Source organism: Streptomyces sp. NPDC001549 (genome assembly GCF_042894025.1).
Lineage (GTDB): Bacteria > Actinomycetota > Actinomycetes > Streptomycetales > Streptomycetaceae > Streptomyces > Streptomyces kutzneri.
Map to the genome: position 1 here is coordinate 23935 of NZ_JBIAVJ010000039.1, position 16892 is coordinate 40826.

Consider the following 16892-nt stretch of genomic DNA (forward strand, 5'->3'; position numbering starts at 1 on the left):
CCCATTCGGGTGACATATGCTCTCCGCCCTTGCCGCGTCCCGTGACCAGTGGGCTACTTCGAAGAGGAGAACCACTGTGGCCATCGGAGCAAGGGCCAGCCAAGACGCAGCCTGCCGATCGGCCGACGGACTCAGGGAGCGTCCCCATGGCGGTCATACCGAATCAGGGATCCACCGGTGGGGGCGACGCGGTGACCCTCACCGGCAGCCACTTCACCGGCACCACCGGTGTGCTCTACGGCTCCCGCCGTGCTGCGAGTTTCACCGTGCTCAGCGACACCACCACCGCCACGGTCACCCCCTCCGGCCACGGCGCCGTCCCGGTCTCGGCCACCACCCCCGGTGGAACGGGTGTCGTCGGAAGTTTCTACTACCTGCCGCCGCCCTCCTTCCGCCTCACTCCGCCTCCTGTCGGCCCGTTGGACGGCGGCAATACCGTGCCCCTCACCGGGCTCGGCCTCTACACCACGTACGAGGTCCTCTTCGGTACGCAGGCAGCCGCCTTCACCGTCGACTCCGACGGTCGACTCACTGTCACCGCCCCTGCGGCCGTCGCCGCAGGTCCGGTCACGATCACCGTACGAACCAGGGGCGGAACCGCCGGCGGGGTCGTCTACACCTACCTCGACTCGGCGTCCATCACTGCCGTCACCCCGGACAAAGGACCGGTGGACGGGGGCAATCTCGTGGTCATCACCGGAACTGCGTTCTCCTACACCACTGGCGTCACGTTCGGCGGCACGCCCGCCCTTTCCTGGCGGATCGCCTCCGACACCGAGATCCACGCCCTGCTCCCAGCGGGAGAACTCGGCCCGGTCGACGTCTCCGTCGTCACCCTCGGCGGCACCGAGACCGCTTCGGACGCATACACCTATCTCGGACGCTTCGCGGTGCTGGGCGGCGCGTCGGTCAGCAACACCGGCCCCTCCGAACTCACCGGGGATCTCGGGGTGAGCCCGGGAGTGTCCGTCACTGGCTTCCCGCCCGGTCAGGTTCACGGCTCCATCCACATCACAGACGCTGACGCCCTTCAGGCTCACGCCGATCTCATCGCCACCTACGACACCGCCGTCGCCCAGCTCCCGGACGCCGGCATTTCCGGAGACCTCGGCGGCCTGACGCTGACTCCTGGCGTCTACAACGCCCCCACGTCCATCGCTCTCACCGGCACGCTCACCCTGGACGCCCAAGGCGACCGCAACGCCGAATGGGTTTTCCAGATCGGATCCACGTTGACCACGGCAACGGCCAGCCGCGTGCTCCTCATCGACGGAGCCACGGCCAGGAACGTGATATGGCAAATCGGAAGCTCAGCCACTCTCGGCACCGACACCGCCTTCACGGGCAGGATCCTCGCCCTGACATCCATCACAGTGAACGCCGGCGTAACCATCCAGGGACAGGCCCTGGCCATCAACGGCTCGGTCACTCTCGACACCAACACCGTCACCCGCCCCTGGTGATGACTGAACCGCCCCGGCTCGACACACGACGCCGAGGGCAGCACCTCCACCCCGATACTGCTGGCCCGTTCCCGCCACGCCTCCGTCCGCTCCCTGGAACGGTACGCCCGCCCCGGCGTCGACGCCGGACGTGAAGCCCCTCATTTGCGGCTGGGTTGGGTCGGACCGGGGCGCGGTGCTGGCCTTGCGACCAGCCCGTTTCCCCGACCCGCCCGCCGCACCCGCCGTGCGTGTCTCCACGCAACGGGCGCTCCACGTGCCTTGGCCGGTGGTCAGCCGCCGGTGCTGGCGACTGCCGGTCATGGTGTCCACGGGGTCGGGATGTTGCTGCCGCGGTAGCGGATCACTTTGACGCTGGATGCGCCGGTGAACTCGACTCCGTCGCAGATGAGCTTCCAACTGCCCGGTCGGCAGAACCGACGGCGCAGTTCCCTCCAGCTGAGCCGGGAGTGCTTGTGGAAGATCCAGCGGACGATGCGATGCCACGCGTGGTCATCGATCGTGCTGAATACCGCCTTCGACACCCCGTGCCGGAAGTAGTTCGCCCACCCGCGCAGGGTGCGGTTGAGGCTGGCCAGCAGCTCGTCCACGTCCCTGTGCAGGTCTGATCTGCGTGTTCTGTCTTTCACCTTGTCCTTGATCGACTGGATCGCCTTCTTGGACGGCTTGGTGTAGACGTAGTGCTTCTGCGTTCCTCGTTTCCGTTGCCTGCGGATGTGGAAGCCGAGGAAGTCGAAGCCCTCATTGATGTGGACCACCTGGGTCTTCTCCGGTGCCAGCCGCAGCCCCAGTAGGGCGAGCACGCCGGCTACCTCCTCGCGCAGGCTCTCGGCGTGGCGGCGTTCCCCGGAGGGCCTCCAGCCGTCGGACCCGCTCGTCCGGATCAGCGGACGGCACCGCCGCCCCGTGGGCGGCGGCCGGCTTCGCACCCGCGGTGGTGACGCCACGGCGTTCGCGGTCCCGCAGCACCCACTCCCGCAGGGTCGCCCGGTTAATGCCCAGGTCAGCGGCGATGCTCTTGTACGTCGCCCCGGGTGTGGACTCGTACAGGGCCACAGCATCGGCCTTGAACTCGTCCGAATAGTCCTTCATCGCCATCGGCGGTCTTCTCGCTTCCTCCGGATCAAGCAGATCCAGTATCAGCGTGTCCACCACTCAGGGGGAGGCCCCAAGGCCGGGTAGTTAGCGCCGCCGAGTACGAGACCGCCTTGACAGCCTGACCAACACGCCGAAGGTGTCCGTCAAAGCGGAACAAGCTCAACCCTAAGTCTGTGTTAATTCCTCGGGCCTGCCCTGTTGCCGACGGATGTCGGCTGTCACCTTCTGGATCAAGCGATCGTCCGGATCCCAGGAGTGGTCGGCAATCGGTGCCATCGGATATTTCACGTGAGATTTCAGGCCTCACACGATCGCGCCAGCCACCTTGCCGTCCGTCCCCCGGCTGCGCGCTCCCGCCGGGACATCATCCAACAGAAGCTGTATCCGAAGGGCACCACGGACTCTCATGAGTACACACAAAGGGCTCCAGGTGAACGTCCTGGGAACTTTCGACAGCATCGTCATGGCGGTAGCCGGCAGCGCCCCCGCCTATTCCCTGGCGGCGACCACAGCCGTACTCGTCGGCACGGTCGGTTTCGCCGCCCCTGCCGCGCTGCTCTACTGCGCGATACCCATGTTCGGCATCGCCTGGGCGTTCAACTACCTGGGCAGGCTCGACATCAACGCCGGCGCCAGCTACTCATGGGTGGCCCGTGCCCTCCACCCCTCCCTCGGCTTCCTCAGCGGCTGGGCGCTGGTGGTCTCGGCCACGATCTTCATGGTCGCGGGCTCTCTGCCGGCCGGCAGCATGACGCTGTCCCTGTTCGCCCCGGACCTGGCCGAGAACACCGCGCTGGCGACCGTGGTCGGCGCGATGTGGTTCCTGGTGATGCTCGTCGTCGTGCTCAAGGGAGCGCGACTGACGGTCCACGCCCAGCTGATCATGTCCGGCATCGAGCTGCTCATATTGCTCGCCTTCGCCGTGGCGGCCTTGTTCCATGACAATGCGGTTCAGTACTTCTCCTGGTCCTGGCTGGGCTTCAGCCACTTCGATGGCGTCCAGGGCTTCGCAGCCGGAGCGTTGATCGCGGCGTTCTACTACTGGGGCTGGGACGTCACCAGCAACCTCAGCGAGGAGACTCGCAACAGCCGCAAGACGTCGGGGCTGGCCGGCTTGGTTGGCCTCGCCGTCGTCTTCGTCCTGTTCGAGGTCTTCACGATCTCTGTGAACCTGCTGCTCACCGCCGAGGAGATCGAGGCCAACAGCGCCAACGTCCTGGCGCTGCTCGGCGAGCGTCTCTGGCCCGGCTGGGGCGGCAAACTGTTGATCGTCGCCGTTATGCTGTCCACCATCGCCACCCTGGAGACCACCCTCATCCAGGTGACCCGCTCCCTGTTCGCTATGGGCCGCGACCGCACCATGCCGGCCGCCCTCGGCGCCTCTCACCCCCGCTACCGGACACCCTGGGTTGCGCTGGTGGTTGTCGGTGCGGTCGCCCTCGGGCTCTTCGTGGCGTCCAATGCGCTGGGCTCGGTCGGCGACATCCTGGAGAGCGCCGTGGCCGCCATCGGACTCCAGATCGCCGTCTACTACGGGCTGTCCGGAGTCGCAGTCGTCGTCGCCTACCGCAAAGTGCTGCTGAAGACCCCGGCGAACTTCATCTTCGGCGGGCTGTGGCCGCTGACCGGGGCGCTGTTCCTGTTCTGGGTGTTCGCCGAGTCGCTGGGCGCACTCGATGCCACCGCCATCTGGATCGGCATCGGCGGTCTCGCCGTGGGCCTGGTGCCGATGTTCGTGTACCGGCAGAGCCCCTACTACCGCCCGGATCGGCTCGACGCCGCAAAGACCGAGCGAATCAAACAAGAGTACGAAGGCCTGGAACCCGTGTCTGCCTCGTCCGCTGACAACACCATAGCCACGGACTTCTGAAGGGCGCAGCCATGACACCGGGAAGCAAGCCCTTCACTCCCGAATTCGACGCGACGCTCAGGGACCGGGACCTCGCGAAGGCGCGCCAAGACATCGCCATCGGCCGGTGGCAGGGTCTTCCCGAGCTGCTCCACTCCACCGGGCGCGACTGGGACCGCCGCACCCACCGGGTGCGCCTGCTCGCCCAGTCCACGGCCGGCACGACCATCGCCGAGGAGTGGTACACCGCCCGGCCGGGTGATCCGGACGCGCTGGTGCTGCGCGCGGATACAGAGGTGTTGCGCTGCTTCAACCTCGCCGTGGCCGCGGGGGACCCTGGCGCCGTCGGCCAGGACCGGCTGGACAGGGCCGTACGGACCTGCCTCCGTGCGGCCGACGCACATCCCCACGATCCGGTGCCCTGGGTATCGCTCCTCACCCTCGCCCGGCTTTACCCGGGTGGGCACCGCCAATTCAACCGCTGGTGGAAGGAGCTGATACTTCGGCACCGGGACAACCGTGAAGCGCACAACCAGGCGCTGCGCCACGTGTCCGCTCGCTGGCACGGCACGCACGGGACCATGTACGACTTCGCCCGGGACGTGGTGGACAGCACTGCGCCGGGCTCGCCACTCTCCGTACTCCTGCAGGTCTCGCGGCTGGAGGAGTACCGCTACCGCCTTGAACGTGAGGGTGACATGGCACTCTTCCTACGTCGGCATTGGAGTACCGACGTAGCACTCGCCGACACCCGTCGCACCTGGGATACATGGGTCGTCAACTGGGACGGCATCTACCGGGCGCAGGACGTCGCCGACTTCAACTACTTGCTGCACGCGACGTGCGCCGGCGGGCTGTACAACGAAGCAGGTTACCTCTTCAAGCTACTCGCCGGCCAGGCAACGGTGGTGCCCTGGTCCTATTTTGGCGATCCCGCGACTGTCATCACGCGGTGGCACCGCACTGTCATGCGTCAACTGGGACCGTAGAACGAAACGAACGGTGTAACCCCTGATCGAGGAACGCGAAGGCGCGGCGTGCGACCGTGCTGGGCAGGCCCATCGAGCACAACCAGTCGCCGGCCACCGAGAAGGCCAAGGAGCGCTCGTCGTGGCTGGCCATGGATGTGGCGTTCCGGGCGCCGTCGTCGCATTCGTGTTCGCTGGCGGCTCCCACGCCGCCAGACCACCGCGTCCGCGCCGTGCTCCTGCAGCTGGATGAGCGTGGTCACCACGACGGGGATGACCGGGTGGTAGACGAGGGCCCGGAAGTGCGGGTGGTACCGGCGGCCCACTGGGGCGACGACGGCACCCTGTGCGCGCCTGCCAGAAGCAGAAGTTCGCCACGGAGATGGCGGCGGAGATCGCGCGGAGCGTCCCGCCGGAGCCGGCCACCGCGGAGGAGCCAGGCACCGAGCCGCCCAAGGGGCTCGGGCGCCGCCGGCAGCCGCCGCGGTCTCGCGTGGTTGGGATGTTGGTGGTCGGCGGGGTCGCTGGGCCACCGAGGACGTGCTGCAGCAGCTTGGGGAGGCCGCGCACTTGCCGAGCGTACTCATCGGCACAGACTGTCCGTTCGCTGATCCACGCCACGAGGGCCAGCGCATCATACGGCTGCGCCTGCGCAGTCACATTGCGGACAGTAAGGGGACGTACGCGTAATCGCGGCAACGGTGTCCACTATGCGGACGTGCAGCAGGCATGTTGAGGTGTCTCTCTACCCTCACCCGTCGGGGTGAATACTTACAACGCCCTTCAGATGCTGGAATGGCCACCTTGCGGCGGCACTAGTGCCTCGCCTGCCGTGCCCGGCGTCTGTGCCGGCCGCTTCGCGAGGGGGCAGCAAGGAGCAATTGCTGATGCGGACCAGTCCGCGATGCCAGGGGAACCTTCCTGCCGATATGACGAGTTTCGTGGGCCGTCGTGAGGAACTTGCCGCTGGGCGTGCGGTGCTGTCGCGGACCAGGTTGCTGACGTTGACCGGTGCCGGGGGTATCGGGAAGACGCGCTTGGCTCTGCGCCTTGCTGCCCAGGTTGCACGTGCTTACGCCTTCGGGGTCTGGAGGGTGGACCTTGCGGCTGTGGAACAGCCGGACCTGGTCGGACACGCCGTGCTGGAGAGCCTTGGCCTTGACCACGAGACGGGACGGCCGATCATGGCCGCTCTGGCCCGTCAGTTGCAGGGCCGACGGATGCTGTTGGTCGTCGACAACTGCGAGCACTTGCTGGAGGTCTCCGCAACAGCGATCGCCACGCTGCTGGCTGCGCTGCCCGACCTGCAGGTAATCGCCACCAGCCGACAGGCCCTCGCGGTCGAGGGCGAGCACCTGCTGACCGTGCCGCCCCTTCGAGCGCCGCACCCCGATGCCCTCGTACCAGCCGATGCAACGGTGGTGAACGACGCGCTTGAGCTGTTCACCCAGCGCGGCGCCGCCGCGATCGGCGCGTTCGCCCCCACAGAGTCGGACGCCCACGCCGCCGCGCTCATCTGTCACCGTCTCGACGGAATCCCCTTGGCCGTCGAACTCGCCGCTGCTCGCCTTCGGACGATGACCTGCCAGGAGATCCTGCAGCATCTGGACGACCGTTTCCACCTACTCTCCCGAGGCAGTCGGACCGCCTTGCCCCGCCACCATACGCTGCTCGCTGCATTGGACTGGAGCTTCGACCACTGCACCCCCGCGGAACAACTGCTGTGGGCGCGCATGTCCGTATTCGCCGGCAGCGCTGATCGCGACGCCGTCGAAGCAGTGTGCACCGACAGCGTGGTGGGTGCTGCCGAGCTGCTTGACCTGGTGGCCGGCCTGGTCGACAAGTCGGTTCTCATCCGCGAGGACGGTATCGCCGGTGTGCGCTTCCGCATGCTGGAGACCGTCCGTGCTTACGCCCGCCGACACCTGGAGACACGCAGCGAGCTCGCCACCTGGCGCCGCCGCCACCGCGACCACTACCACCAGCTGGTCCTGCGCGCCGACCAGGAGTGGTTCACCCAACGGCAGACCATGTGGATGGCGCGTCTACACGAAGAGCGGTCCAATCTGCGCGCTGCCCTGTCCTTCTGTCTCGAAGAACCGGGTGAAAGCGAGCCCGGCCTGGACATGGCCGCCGCCCTGTGGTGTCACCGGCTAGGGGCGGGCGGCCTGGATGAGGAACGTCACTGGCTTGCGCAAACCCTCACCATGTCTCCAGAGCCCAACCGTGCCAAGGCATCTGCGGTGTGGTCAGACGGCTGGCTCGCCCTCCTACGCGGTGACCACGATGCCGCCGCCTCACGAGTGGCTCAATGCCGTGCTCTCGCCGAAACCCTGGGCGATGAACGTGCCGGCACAGACGCAGAGCAGCTCGCCGCCCTGGCCGCGCTCTTCCAGGACGACTTCACAACGGCCATACCGCTGCTCGAGAACGTCCTCTCCCGGTACCGGGTACAGGGCGCGCTCGGTGAGACCTGGTCCACGCTCTTCCTCCTGGGACTCGCCTGCTGTCTGGCCGGCGACCCGCGTGCCGCCGACCTCAGTCGGGAAGGCCTTGAACTATGTGAGAAACACGACGCCCGGTGGTCCCGCTCCTGGTCGCTGTGGCTGAGCGGCCTGTTGCACCTGTTGCATGCCGAATACGAACAGGCCGCCGATCTGCTCCAGGAGAGCCTGCGCCTTGGCTGGCCCGCCCACAATCGCCTGGGTGTCGCCCAATGCCTGGAAGTCCTCGCCTGGACCAGGACGCTGCAGGGCCGAGCCCTGGAAGGGGCCGAGCTGCTGGGCTCGGCACAGCGTTTGTGGCGGCAGATCGGAAGCACGTTGCCCGGCGTGGGGTGCCTGCTCCACCACCGCACCGAGTGCGAGGCTCGGCTGCGCCGGGAGCTGGGGGAGGACCGCTTCCTGTCCGTGCTGCAGGCGGGCGAGGCTGTGATGCCCCATCAGGCTGTCGAGCGGGCTCTCGGTGTTCCGAAGAGCCTCAGGCAGCCGCAGGAGGCGCCCGTGGCATCGCTGACGGCCCGCGAGCGGCAGGTTGCCGAGTTGCTCTCTCAGGGACTGGCCGACAAGCAGATCGCTGCCCTTCTGGTCCTGTCGCCCCGCACGGTTCACGGTCACGTCCAGCGGATCCTCGTCAAGCTCGGCTTCACATCCCGCACACAAGTAGCGAAATGGGCTGACCGCCAGTCTTCAGCCGCGCCCTGACGAAGCGCCGGCGCTGCAGCACGCAGGGCACGTGGCGCGCCCTGGTCAGGGGCGAAGCGCAGGTCAGGGCTCGGCCATCCACGGGGGCTCAGCACCTTCGCCCGGGTGAGCTCGATCCGGGAGCGCTCTCCCGAGGCGCAAGGCAGGTAAGCGAACGGGTAATTGTGCGCAGGCGCCTGCCCGGCATGAGGGCCGATGCTTCTTCCGCCCCCTCCTGCGGCCGGCGCTCGGCCGATCGCGGGAGGGGCGTGAGAAGAAAGGGACAAGCCCCCGTGGCACCGACTATGACCGCGAGTTCGGGCGTGCCGTCAGCGCCTTCACCTCGCCTGATCACCCTGCTGGCCGCCGCCTTCCTGGCCCTGGCAATTTCCCTGTCGCCGCTGCCTGCAGGCCAGGCTCATGCCGCGACGTGCACATTTACCTCCTCGAACCTGGACTGTCTGAGCTTCGTCGCCATCAACGGTAGGAACATCGACGTGGAGGGCGCCTCCACCAGCGACGGAGCCCGAATCGTCACGATCGACTCAGGACGTCCGGCCACGAGAAACACGGCGAAGTGGCGCTTCAACGTCAACCAGGACAACACGTTCCAGATTGTGAACTCGGGGACGGGCAAGTGCATCGACGTCGGGTGGGGGGACGACGGTCTGCGCCAGTGGACCTGCCAAGGGCAGGCCACCCAGAGGTGGGCGATCCAGCCGACATCCATCGGCTGGAGAATGCGCCACATCAACTCCGGCAAATGCATGGACCTGCTGAACCGCAGCGACCATGACAACGCCTGGGTCGGCCTCTACAACTGCCACAGCGGCGACAACCAAATGTTCTTCTTCGTCGGCAGCAACCCAGCCGACCAGGCCAAGGCCGTGGCCGTGAAGTACGCCGCGGACAGGTGCCAGACCCAGACGTGGTCGTGTTACTGGACGGAGGAGAGCGAATCGGAGGCGGCCCCGCTGCCGACCAAGTGCATCTCAACGCAGTGGTACAACCCGTATGACAATCCGTACAACTACACCTTCACGGTGTCGACGGCGAAGGGCTTCAATTCCACTCTCGGCGTCACTGTCACGGCGGGATTCGAGACCGGCGCGCTCTCGTCCGTCGTCGCGAAGGTAACGTCCTCGCTGAGCGTGTCGAACGAATTCACGTGGACCAGCTCCACAACCACAACCAACAGCGTCACCCTGTCGGCCCAGCCTCACAAGTACAACTGGGTGGCCCGAGCGGTGCAGGCGAAGACGGTGACCGGCACATTCACCTTCGATGCCGACGGATTCCCGTGGGAAGCCAACGACAAGATCACCATCCCCCTCAAGGGCGGCTCCAATGACCCCGTGTTCTACAGCCCGATGAGCACGGCCACGCCCGCCTCCGGTTGCTCGGCCCTTTAGGCTTCTCCCTGATCACCGGTCGCCTGACACTCGCCAGGTGTCAGGCGACCACGAAGGTGACCGCTCCGGGATCGGTGGAGGCTCCACCCCGGCCAAGGCCGCCCGGATCACCCTCGCCCAGCTGCGGACCGTCCTCAAACATATCGGTCGCACTCGCTCCTTAGCTTGACTCTGTCGGGGATCTTGGAGGGCTTGAGTTCATCTGCCGAGGGTTCGCCAGGAGGTGAGCCTGGGATCTTGTGCTGGTCGAGGGGGTGCTGGAAGGCCGTCGATTGTCGGGGCGGAGTGCCTTCTTCGGCAGGTCGCGCACCGCAGCCGCCTCCGACAGCGCCGGTGAAGGTCGCCTCACCATCGCCACCGGCAGCACCACCGGTGTCTACTACCAGCTCGGTGGCGGCCTTGCGAAGCTGATCTCCGACAACATCGACGGCTACCGCGCCACCGCGACCGCCACCGGCGCCTCCGTCCAGAACATCCAGGGCCTCACAGCCGGCACCTACAATGTCGCGTTCTCCCTGCTCGACACCGCAGGCGACGCCGTCAACGGAGAGGGCTCGTTCACCCAACCACAGCAGGTGGAAGCGCTCACCAGGCTCCACCCGAACTACACCCAGGTCCTGGTCCGTGCGGACTCCGGCATCACCTCACTCGCGGACATGAAGGGCAAGCGGGTCTCCACCGGCTCACCCAACTCCGGCACCGAAGCGATCGCCCGCCGACTGCTGGATGCAGAAGGCCTCAACCCCGACCGCGACGTACGGGCGCAGCGCCTCGGTCTGCCCGAGGCCGTGGACGCCATGAAGGACGGCACCATCGACGCGCTCTTCTGGTCGGGTGGCCTTCCCAGCGGCGGGATCCCGACCTCACCACCACGCTCAAGGAGAAGGTGCGATTCCTCGACGTCACCCCGCATTTGTCCGCACCGAATCTTGAATACGGTGGTATCTACCAGCGAGGCAGCATCCCGGCCGCCGTTTATCGGCAGCCCGGCCGCATTCCCACCATCGTGGTGGCCAACGTACTGCTGGTGAAGAAGGGCTTCGACGCCGGCCTCGCCGCGAAAATCGTGGACCTCGTCCACAACGAGAAGAACGCGCTGGTGACCGTCAACCAGGCCGCAGCGGAGATCAACGCCACCCACGCCGGCCAGACAGCCCCGGTTCCCCTCAATCCAGGCGCCGAGAAGGCGCTGGAAGCGCGGACAGCACCCTGAGCCACCGAACGACAAGGCCGTCCGGATCCCACACCCGGACGGCCCCCCACCTCCTTCTCGCCACCGCTCCCGCGGGCGGGTGCCTGCCCCCAACTCGCGGCCCACGCAACACCGCTGGCGTGGCTCTCCTCCCCCGACCACGTCGGCCTCCGGGACCGCAGCTCACCGCGGCAGCCCCGCCTCACGTGCACCCCTGTCGAGAGCACCTGCCGGTGAACCACCCACGCCCCGCGAGGAACCCACCTTTCCGTCCGGGGGCCCTGTGGACTGGAGACTCTTCCTACACCCATCGTCTCTGGACTGTCCGTCCAATCTGGACGTACAGTAGCCCTGCCCCCCATCACCCTCCATCTCCAACGCCCCACCGGCGACCACACCCTGCGCATCGATGTCGACGACGGCGGCCCCGCCAACGACAAGGGCACCTGGACCACCAGCTGCACACCCGAAGAACACGGCCGCGGCATCAGCATCATCACTCTCCTGGCCAGCGCGCACGGCACCCGCATCCTGGCCCACACCGTCACCTACTGGGCGATCCTCCCGACCTCCGACTGACCAGGTCGGGGGAACGCCCCGCCAGAGGGCCGTGGCGAAGGTCCGGAACGACGGGCGCCCTGCCGAAACCGTTCAAGGAGCCGCCTATGCGGCGCGCATCCGATGCAAATGCGAGTTCGCATCGCAGCGGAGCTCTACATTGAGCCTGGGTGCATCGTGACGACTCGGGAGCGCCGGGCATCATCGCGGCCGGTGTGGCCCGGGTGCGCCAGGTCCCTTGCAGCGGGTGCGGTGTGGCGCCATCGTCACCACAGCCAGGCATGGGCGTGCCGCGCCCTGGACAGTGCGCGGGCAACCAGCGAGACAGGGCGTTGCCGGCGCAGCCCTGGCGGAACCGGGGCCAGTGCGACTACCCGGCGAAGAAGCACCAGTGACGGGCAGCCTGGAGCGGTCGGCGCTGCTTGCGTAAGCTCCCTGCCCCCGGTCGGCTCCTCTACCAGACCGGTCCCCAGTGCTGCGATGGCCCGCACTCATCGGCGGGCGCTCCTGGGCGTCTACTACCGGGTTGCGAAGATTTCGATCCTCGGATCTTCAGACGGCCTGTCAAACGACCCTCGCCGAGCATGTGTTCCGGGTCGATGCAGACGGGAGGGCGGACTCCTGGGTGCGGGTGGCATCAACGGCGCCGGGGCGGGGCTGGCTGCCGTGGGGGCCATGGGCGAAAGCTCGCCACGCGCCGTGCTGGAGCCTGCTGCTTGGCGGCGACTGCCTGACGGTCCGTCCCCCGCGCGAGCGACAACAAGGGCGACAGGGTGTCATGTCACCCTACGGTCGACATCATGGCGCAGCCGGAGTACCGCGATGCTTTCGAGTTCCCCGCCAACCTGCTCAGAATGGTCTTCACTGACCTGTCTCGGCAAGGGTGGCGGGTGACGGCGTTGGTGGTGCACCCCCCCCGAGTCGGGCAAGGAACTCAAGCGGATGGCGTACCTGCGTCGCGTGGATTCCAGCGGCGGCCGAGAGTGCGAGATCCCACTGGCCACCCTGCACGAGACGGCGGAGGTAGACCGATGACGATGACGTTCAAGGACCGTGCGGAGCGATCCGCCCGGCAGGCCGACGCGATGCGCGCCGGGGAAGCCGCCGCGGCAGGCCTGAAGGAGGCGCTTGCCCGCGTAGGCATTATCGTCCCAAGCCCCGGGGCCGGATACCCGGTCAACGGCACCGGAAGGGGCGAGCTGGGAGGCTGCAACGCGGGGCTGGCCACTCGGTTGGCCGAAGTCCTCAACACGGCCGCGGACGCCCTGCCCGAGCTCCGGGCCACCCCGTGAGCGCCGGCATCCTGGCCGGTGTTTCAAGGGCGGCGTCGCGGGCCGGGTATGGCAGTTTGGGTGTGGGCGTCGTCGGTTTCTTGGGGCTTGTCTGGAAGAGGTCGTGGCTGTTTCCGTGGGTGGTGGGGGGCGGTGGTGTCAGTTCGAACCAGACGGCTTTTCCGGTCGGGGTGGGTGTGGTGCCCCAGTCGGTGGCGATGGCCGCGATCAGCATGAGGCCGCGGCCGCTCTCGGAGTTGAGGGTGCACCCTCGGGGGGCGGGCAGGCCGGGGGCGGTGTCGGTGACCTCGACGCGCAGTCGTGAGCCGGTCCACAGGACGGTGAGGGTGGATGGTCCGGTGGTGTGCCGTACGGCGTTGGCGATGATCTCGCTGCACAGCAGTGCGAGTTCTTCGAGTGTTTCTGAGGTCAGTTGCAGGTCCCATCCGCGTACCACGGCCAGCACGAGTCGGCGGGCTTCGGGCACTGCCTGTCTCTCCGCGGCTATCGGGAAGCTGCGGGAGCGTGACGGTCTCATGGCGCACATCGGGATCACCCTTGGGGGGAGGGCGGACGGCCGGCACGTGTTGCCGGGGAACGTCGGCGCCCTGGGGCAGTGGATCGCGGGGGAGCGGAGGAGGGATGGCTTGTCCGGGGACCGGGTCCGTGGCGGGGTCCGGTCGCTGGTAATCGGGTGCCTGCCGGCTTGCCTGCCTGCGGGCAGGGCGCGGGGTGACGTATCAGGGCTTCTTGGCCAGGTTCTTGAGCGCGCTTTCGGCACCGGGGTTCAAGGGGACGGGGGCCACCTCGTCCGCTTGGGCGGGGTCGATTTCGGTGGCGGCGGCGTTCACTTTCTCGAGTTCGTTCTTCTTCTCGTAGACGAGGCTGACGATCTTTCCGGCGAGTTCGAGGTCGAAGCCCTTCCTGACCAGCAGGACATTGGGTACCACGATCGTGGGAACGGCCGCCGGCTGGTTGTACGCGGAGGCGGGGATGGAGCCCTTCTGGTAGACGCCGCCGTACTTGCTGCTCAGGGCAGGCAGTTGCGCGGTGATGTCGAGGAAGCGGACCTTGTCTTTGAGGCTGGTGACGAGGTCGGTGATGCCGCCGGTGGGCAGGCCGCCGGACCAGATGATCGCGTCGATGGTGCTGTCCTTCATGGCGTCCACCGATTCCGGCAGGGCCAGTCGTTCCGCCGTGACGTCCTTGGCGGGGTCCAGCCCGGCGGCTGTCAGCAGCCGTCTGGCGATGACCTCGGTGCCGGAGTTGGGTGCTCCGGTGGAGATCCTCTTGCCTTTCATGTCCTGAAGGGAGGTGATGCCGGAATCCGCCCGGACCAGTACCTGGGTGTAGTTCGGGTACAGGCGGGTGAGGGCTTCGACGGTTTGTGGTTTGTCGAAGCTTCCCTTGCCTTCGACGGCGTCTTGCGCGGTGTCGAGCAGGGAGAAGGCGATGTCGTAGCTTCCGGCCTGGAGGCCTTGGATGTTCTGCACGGACGCGCCCGTGGTGGCGGCGGTGGCTCGGTAGCCGTCGAGGTTGTCGGAGATCAGTTCGGCCAGTCCGCCGCCGATCTGGTAGTAGACGCCGGTGGTGGGTCCGGTGGCGATGGTGAGCCGCCCTCCCTTTCCACTGTTCGCGGCCCCCTTGTCGTCCTGTTTGCCTCCCGCGCAGGCGGTCGCGGCGAGCGCGAGCGCGAAGGCCAGGGCGGGGACGGCCAGGCGTGTGGTTCGCGTGGGGTGCTTCATGAGGGGAGGTGTCCTTCCATGACGGCTTCGGCTTGAAGGCCGGGACCTGTGGGATCTGTGGTGCGGGGTGTGGGGGAGCGCTGCCCGCGTCGTACCAAGCGGATACCGACGGCGAGAGCCAGGGCGATGAGGCCGGTGGTGATCGCGGCGGGTTCGAGGTAGAGCAGGCACAGGGCGGCGATGACGCACAGCCCACGCTCCAAGGGGCCTGCCGGGCCGAGCAGGCGGCCTCCGGTGGCGACGGCGAGCGCGGCGACGGCGAGGGCGGAGACCGCGGTCGTCCACAGGACGCCTGTCAGGCTTCCGGTGCCCAGGAGTCGGGAGCCGTTGTCGGTGAGGACGAACGCGAACGGTACGAGGAACGCGGGCAGCGAGTATTTCCAGGTCGCCACCATGGTGCGCATCGGGTTGCCGCCGGTGATGGCGGCCGCGGCGGCCGCAGCAAGCGCCGTGGGCGGGCTGACCTCGGACAGTACGGCGTAGTAGAAGATGAACATGTACGCCTCGGGCATGCTCACGCCCAAGGCGAGCAGTGCGGGAGCGATGATGACCGCGGAGATGATGAACGAGGCGGTGACCGGGACCGCGAGCCCGAGGACCGACACGGCGAGGGCCGCGAAGATGACGGTCACGACCAGTTCCACCGTCGGGTTGTCACCGAACATGCCGGCGGCGTCGACGATGACGGAGGCCAGGTTCAGGCCGAGGCCGGTCTGGGTGACGACGGCGACGATGATCCCGGCGGCGGCGCAGGTGGCGACCACCGGGAGTACGGACCTGCTGCCCTCGGCGAGCGCCGTGTACAGCCGGCGCGGGGTCATCCGGTGTCGGGAGTCGAGGAAGGACAGCAGGAACTGCAGGGCGGTGGCGTAGACCACGGCCCGGAAGGGGGGCAGCCCCATCGCCATGAAACCGATGATCATGAAGAGGGACAGGAAGTGGTAGCCGAACCGGCCCAGCAGCCTCCACGCCGAGACGGCTTCGTCGTCGATCACGGGCCGTGCCTGGTGTTTGCGGGCGTCGATCTCCACGGCGAGGAGGATGCCCAGGTAGTACAGCAGCGTGGGCACCAGGGCGTACAGCAGGACGGTGAGGTAGCCGGTCTTGAGGTACTCGGCGATGATGAACGCCGCGGCTCCCAGCGTCGGCGGGGAGAGGATCGCTCCGATGCCCGCGGCGGCCAGGACTCCACCGCCCGCCTCCTTGCTGTAGCCGGCCCTGCGCAGTAGGGGCCAGGCGACCGATCCCAGGCTGACGGCGGTGGCGGTACCGGAACCCGAGACGGTGCCGAGGAGGAAACCGGCCGCCGTCACGGTGCGTCCGGGGGCGCTGCGGGAGCCGCGGAACGCCGCGAACGACAGGTCGATGAAGAACTTGCCGGCCCCGGACATGTCGAGCACGGCGCCGAAGATGGTGAACAGCACGATGTAGGTGGCGGCCACATTCAGCGGTACGCCGTAGACCCCGTCGGTGCTCATGAAGAAGTGGGCGGAGATCGCGTTGACGTCGAAGCCGCCGTGCGCCAGCGACCACTGGTACGGGAGCAGCCCGCCGTAGTACGCGTACAGCAGGAACGCCGTACAGAACGCGGGGAGCACCCAGCCGGTGGTCCGCCGGCACGCCTCCAGCACGAGGAGGATCATGGCGATGCCCATGGTCACGTCGAGCGAGGTGGGCAGCTGACGCCGCTCGATGAAGGCGTCGAACTCCAGCAGCGGGTAGAGGCACACCGCGAGGGCGCAGGCGGCCAGCATCCAGTCGAACAGGCCCGGGTCGTCACGCCGTGCCGTTCTCACCGCCTTCACCGCCCCCGCGGAGGTATCCGTTGCCGCGCCCCGACGCCACGGCAGCGCCAAAGCCGGTGCCCGCACCGTTCCGCGGTGTGTCAAGAAGATCAGTGGCAGTGTCGCGGCGAGGAAGAGCGTCAGGTAGTACTGGCCGCCCCTGGCGACCGGGAAGAACACTGCATACAGCACGAAGACCGACAGCACGGCACACATCGCGGACACAGTCGCGGACACCGCGGGGGAGAGCTTGCGGGCGGGCCGCTCCTGGTCGAACTCGGCCACCAGGTCCTCGGCTGTCCGCTGTCCCGGTTCAGACGGCGCTTCCACCATGCCCATGACGGCCTCCTCGGACTGAACGCTGCGATAC

General features: G+C 67.6%; 13 protein-coding genes. 8 read left to right on the top strand and 5 right to left on the bottom strand.

The window, feature by feature from the left end; genetic code table 11:
* The first annotated feature begins 146 nt into the window (after nucleotides 1–146).
* Nucleotides 147–1463 (top strand): ice-binding family protein, encoded by a 1317-nt coding sequence (locus ACFY04_RS39675; RefSeq protein ID WP_389125189.1) that lies wholly within the window; start codon nucleotides 147–149, stop codon nucleotides 1461–1463.
* A gap of 299 nt (nucleotides 1464–1762) precedes the next feature.
* On the opposite strand, the gene ACFY04_RS39680 is transcribed toward ACFY04_RS39675, so the two are convergent.
* Together ACFY04_RS39680 and ACFY04_RS39685 are read right to left on the bottom strand one after the other, a co-directional pair.
* A complete protein-coding gene (locus tag ACFY04_RS39680) occupies nucleotides 1763–2266 on the bottom strand; it encodes a group II intron maturase-specific domain-containing protein (protein ID WP_389125192.1) in 504 nt (167 codons plus the stop codon).
* Nucleotides 2205–2561 (bottom strand): transposase, encoded by a 357-nt coding sequence (locus ACFY04_RS39685; RefSeq protein WP_389125260.1) that lies wholly within the window; start codon nucleotides 2559–2561, stop codon nucleotides 2205–2207. The genes ACFY04_RS39680 and ACFY04_RS39685 overlap by 62 nt, the downstream gene beginning before the upstream one ends.
* 406 nt (nucleotides 2562–2967) lie before the next feature.
* On the opposite strand from ACFY04_RS39685, the gene ACFY04_RS39690 reads away from it, so the two are divergent.
* From ACFY04_RS39690 to ACFY04_RS39720, 7 genes are all read left to right on the top strand, one after another.
* A complete protein-coding gene (locus ACFY04_RS39690) occupies nucleotides 2968–4431 on the top strand; it encodes an APC family permease (RefSeq protein WP_389125195.1) in 1464 nt (487 codons plus the stop codon).
* A gap of 11 nt (nucleotides 4432–4442) precedes the next feature.
* Complete coding sequence (locus ACFY04_RS39695) at nucleotides 4443–5399, top strand: hypothetical protein (protein WP_389125197.1); 957 nt, start codon at nucleotides 4443–4445, stop codon at nucleotides 5397–5399.
* A 908-nt stretch (nucleotides 5400–6307) separates the two neighbouring features.
* On the top strand, nucleotides 6308–8581 hold the full coding sequence (locus ACFY04_RS39700; RefSeq protein WP_389125200.1) for an ATP-binding protein: 2274 nt from the start codon (nucleotides 6308–6310) through the stop codon (nucleotides 8579–8581).
* 284 nt (nucleotides 8582–8865) lie between these two features.
* On the top strand, nucleotides 8866–9972 hold the full coding sequence (locus tag ACFY04_RS39705; protein WP_389125203.1) for an RICIN domain-containing protein: 1107 nt from the start codon (nucleotides 8866–8868) through the stop codon (nucleotides 9970–9972).
* Nucleotides 9973–10211: 239 nt separating this feature from the next.
* Nucleotides 10212–11003: a TAXI family TRAP transporter solute-binding subunit gene (locus ACFY04_RS39710; RefSeq protein ID WP_389125205.1), complete on the top strand. Its 792-nt coding sequence runs from the start codon at nucleotides 10212–10214 to the stop codon at nucleotides 11001–11003.
* Nucleotides 10886–11185, top strand: coding sequence for a TAXI family TRAP transporter solute-binding subunit (locus tag ACFY04_RS39715; protein WP_389125208.1), 300 nt, complete (start codon nucleotides 10886–10888; stop codon nucleotides 11183–11185). The genes ACFY04_RS39710 and ACFY04_RS39715 overlap by 118 nt, the downstream gene beginning before the upstream one ends.
* 1574 nt (nucleotides 11186–12759) lie before the next feature.
* On the top strand, nucleotides 12760–13014 hold the full coding sequence (locus ACFY04_RS39720; protein WP_389125210.1) for a hypothetical protein: 255 nt from the start codon (nucleotides 12760–12762) through the stop codon (nucleotides 13012–13014).
* On the opposite strand, the gene ACFY04_RS39725 is transcribed toward ACFY04_RS39720, so the two are convergent.
* From ACFY04_RS39725 to ACFY04_RS39735, 3 genes are all read right to left on the bottom strand, one after another.
* A complete protein-coding gene (locus tag ACFY04_RS39725) occupies nucleotides 12968–13540 on the bottom strand; it encodes an ATP-binding protein (protein ID WP_389125212.1) in 573 nt (190 codons plus the stop codon). The genes ACFY04_RS39720 and ACFY04_RS39725 overlap by 47 nt on opposite strands.
* Nucleotides 13541–13733: 193 nt before the next feature.
* On the bottom strand, nucleotides 13734–14738 hold the full coding sequence (locus ACFY04_RS39730; protein WP_389125215.1) for a TAXI family TRAP transporter solute-binding subunit: 1005 nt from the start codon (nucleotides 14736–14738) through the stop codon (nucleotides 13734–13736).
* On the bottom strand, nucleotides 14735–16861 hold the full coding sequence (locus tag ACFY04_RS39735; RefSeq protein ID WP_389125217.1) for a TRAP transporter permease: 2127 nt from the start codon (nucleotides 16859–16861) through the stop codon (nucleotides 14735–14737). The genes ACFY04_RS39730 and ACFY04_RS39735 overlap by 4 nt, the downstream gene beginning before the upstream one ends.
* Between the last annotated feature and the right edge of the window lie 31 nt (nucleotides 16862–16892).

What these genes read in the sequence shown, in the direction of transcription:
- ACFY04_RS39725 (WP_389125212.1), bottom strand. Translation starts at nt 13,540, where the DNA reads ATGTGCGCCATGAGACCGTCACGCTCCCGCAGCTTCCCGATAGCCGCG.
- ACFY04_RS39735 (WP_389125217.1), bottom strand. Translation starts at nt 16,861, where the DNA reads ATGGGCATGGTGGAAGCGCCGTCTGAACCGGGACAGCGGACAGCCGAG.
- ACFY04_RS39685 (WP_389125260.1), bottom strand. Translation starts at nt 2,561, where the DNA reads ATGGCGATGAAGGACTATTCGGACGAGTTCAAGGCCGATGCTGTGGCC.
- ACFY04_RS39730 (WP_389125215.1), bottom strand. Translation starts at nt 14,738, where the DNA reads ATGAAGCACCCCACGCGAACCACACGCCTGGCCGTCCCCGCCCTGGCC.
- ACFY04_RS39700 (WP_389125200.1), top strand. Translation starts at nt 6,308, where the DNA reads ATGACGAGTTTCGTGGGCCGTCGTGAGGAACTTGCCGCTGGGCGTGCG.
- ACFY04_RS39695 (WP_389125197.1), top strand. Translation starts at nt 4,443, where the DNA reads ATGACACCGGGAAGCAAGCCCTTCACTCCCGAATTCGACGCGACGCTC.
- ACFY04_RS39675 (WP_389125189.1), top strand. Translation starts at nt 147, where the DNA reads ATGGCGGTCATACCGAATCAGGGATCCACCGGTGGGGGCGACGCGGTG.
- ACFY04_RS39720 (WP_389125210.1), top strand. Translation starts at nt 12,760, where the DNA reads ATGACGTTCAAGGACCGTGCGGAGCGATCCGCCCGGCAGGCCGACGCG.
- ACFY04_RS39690 (WP_389125195.1), top strand. Translation starts at nt 2,968, where the DNA reads ATGAGTACACACAAAGGGCTCCAGGTGAACGTCCTGGGAACTTTCGAC.
- ACFY04_RS39705 (WP_389125203.1), top strand. Translation starts at nt 8,866, where the DNA reads ATGACCGCGAGTTCGGGCGTGCCGTCAGCGCCTTCACCTCGCCTGATC.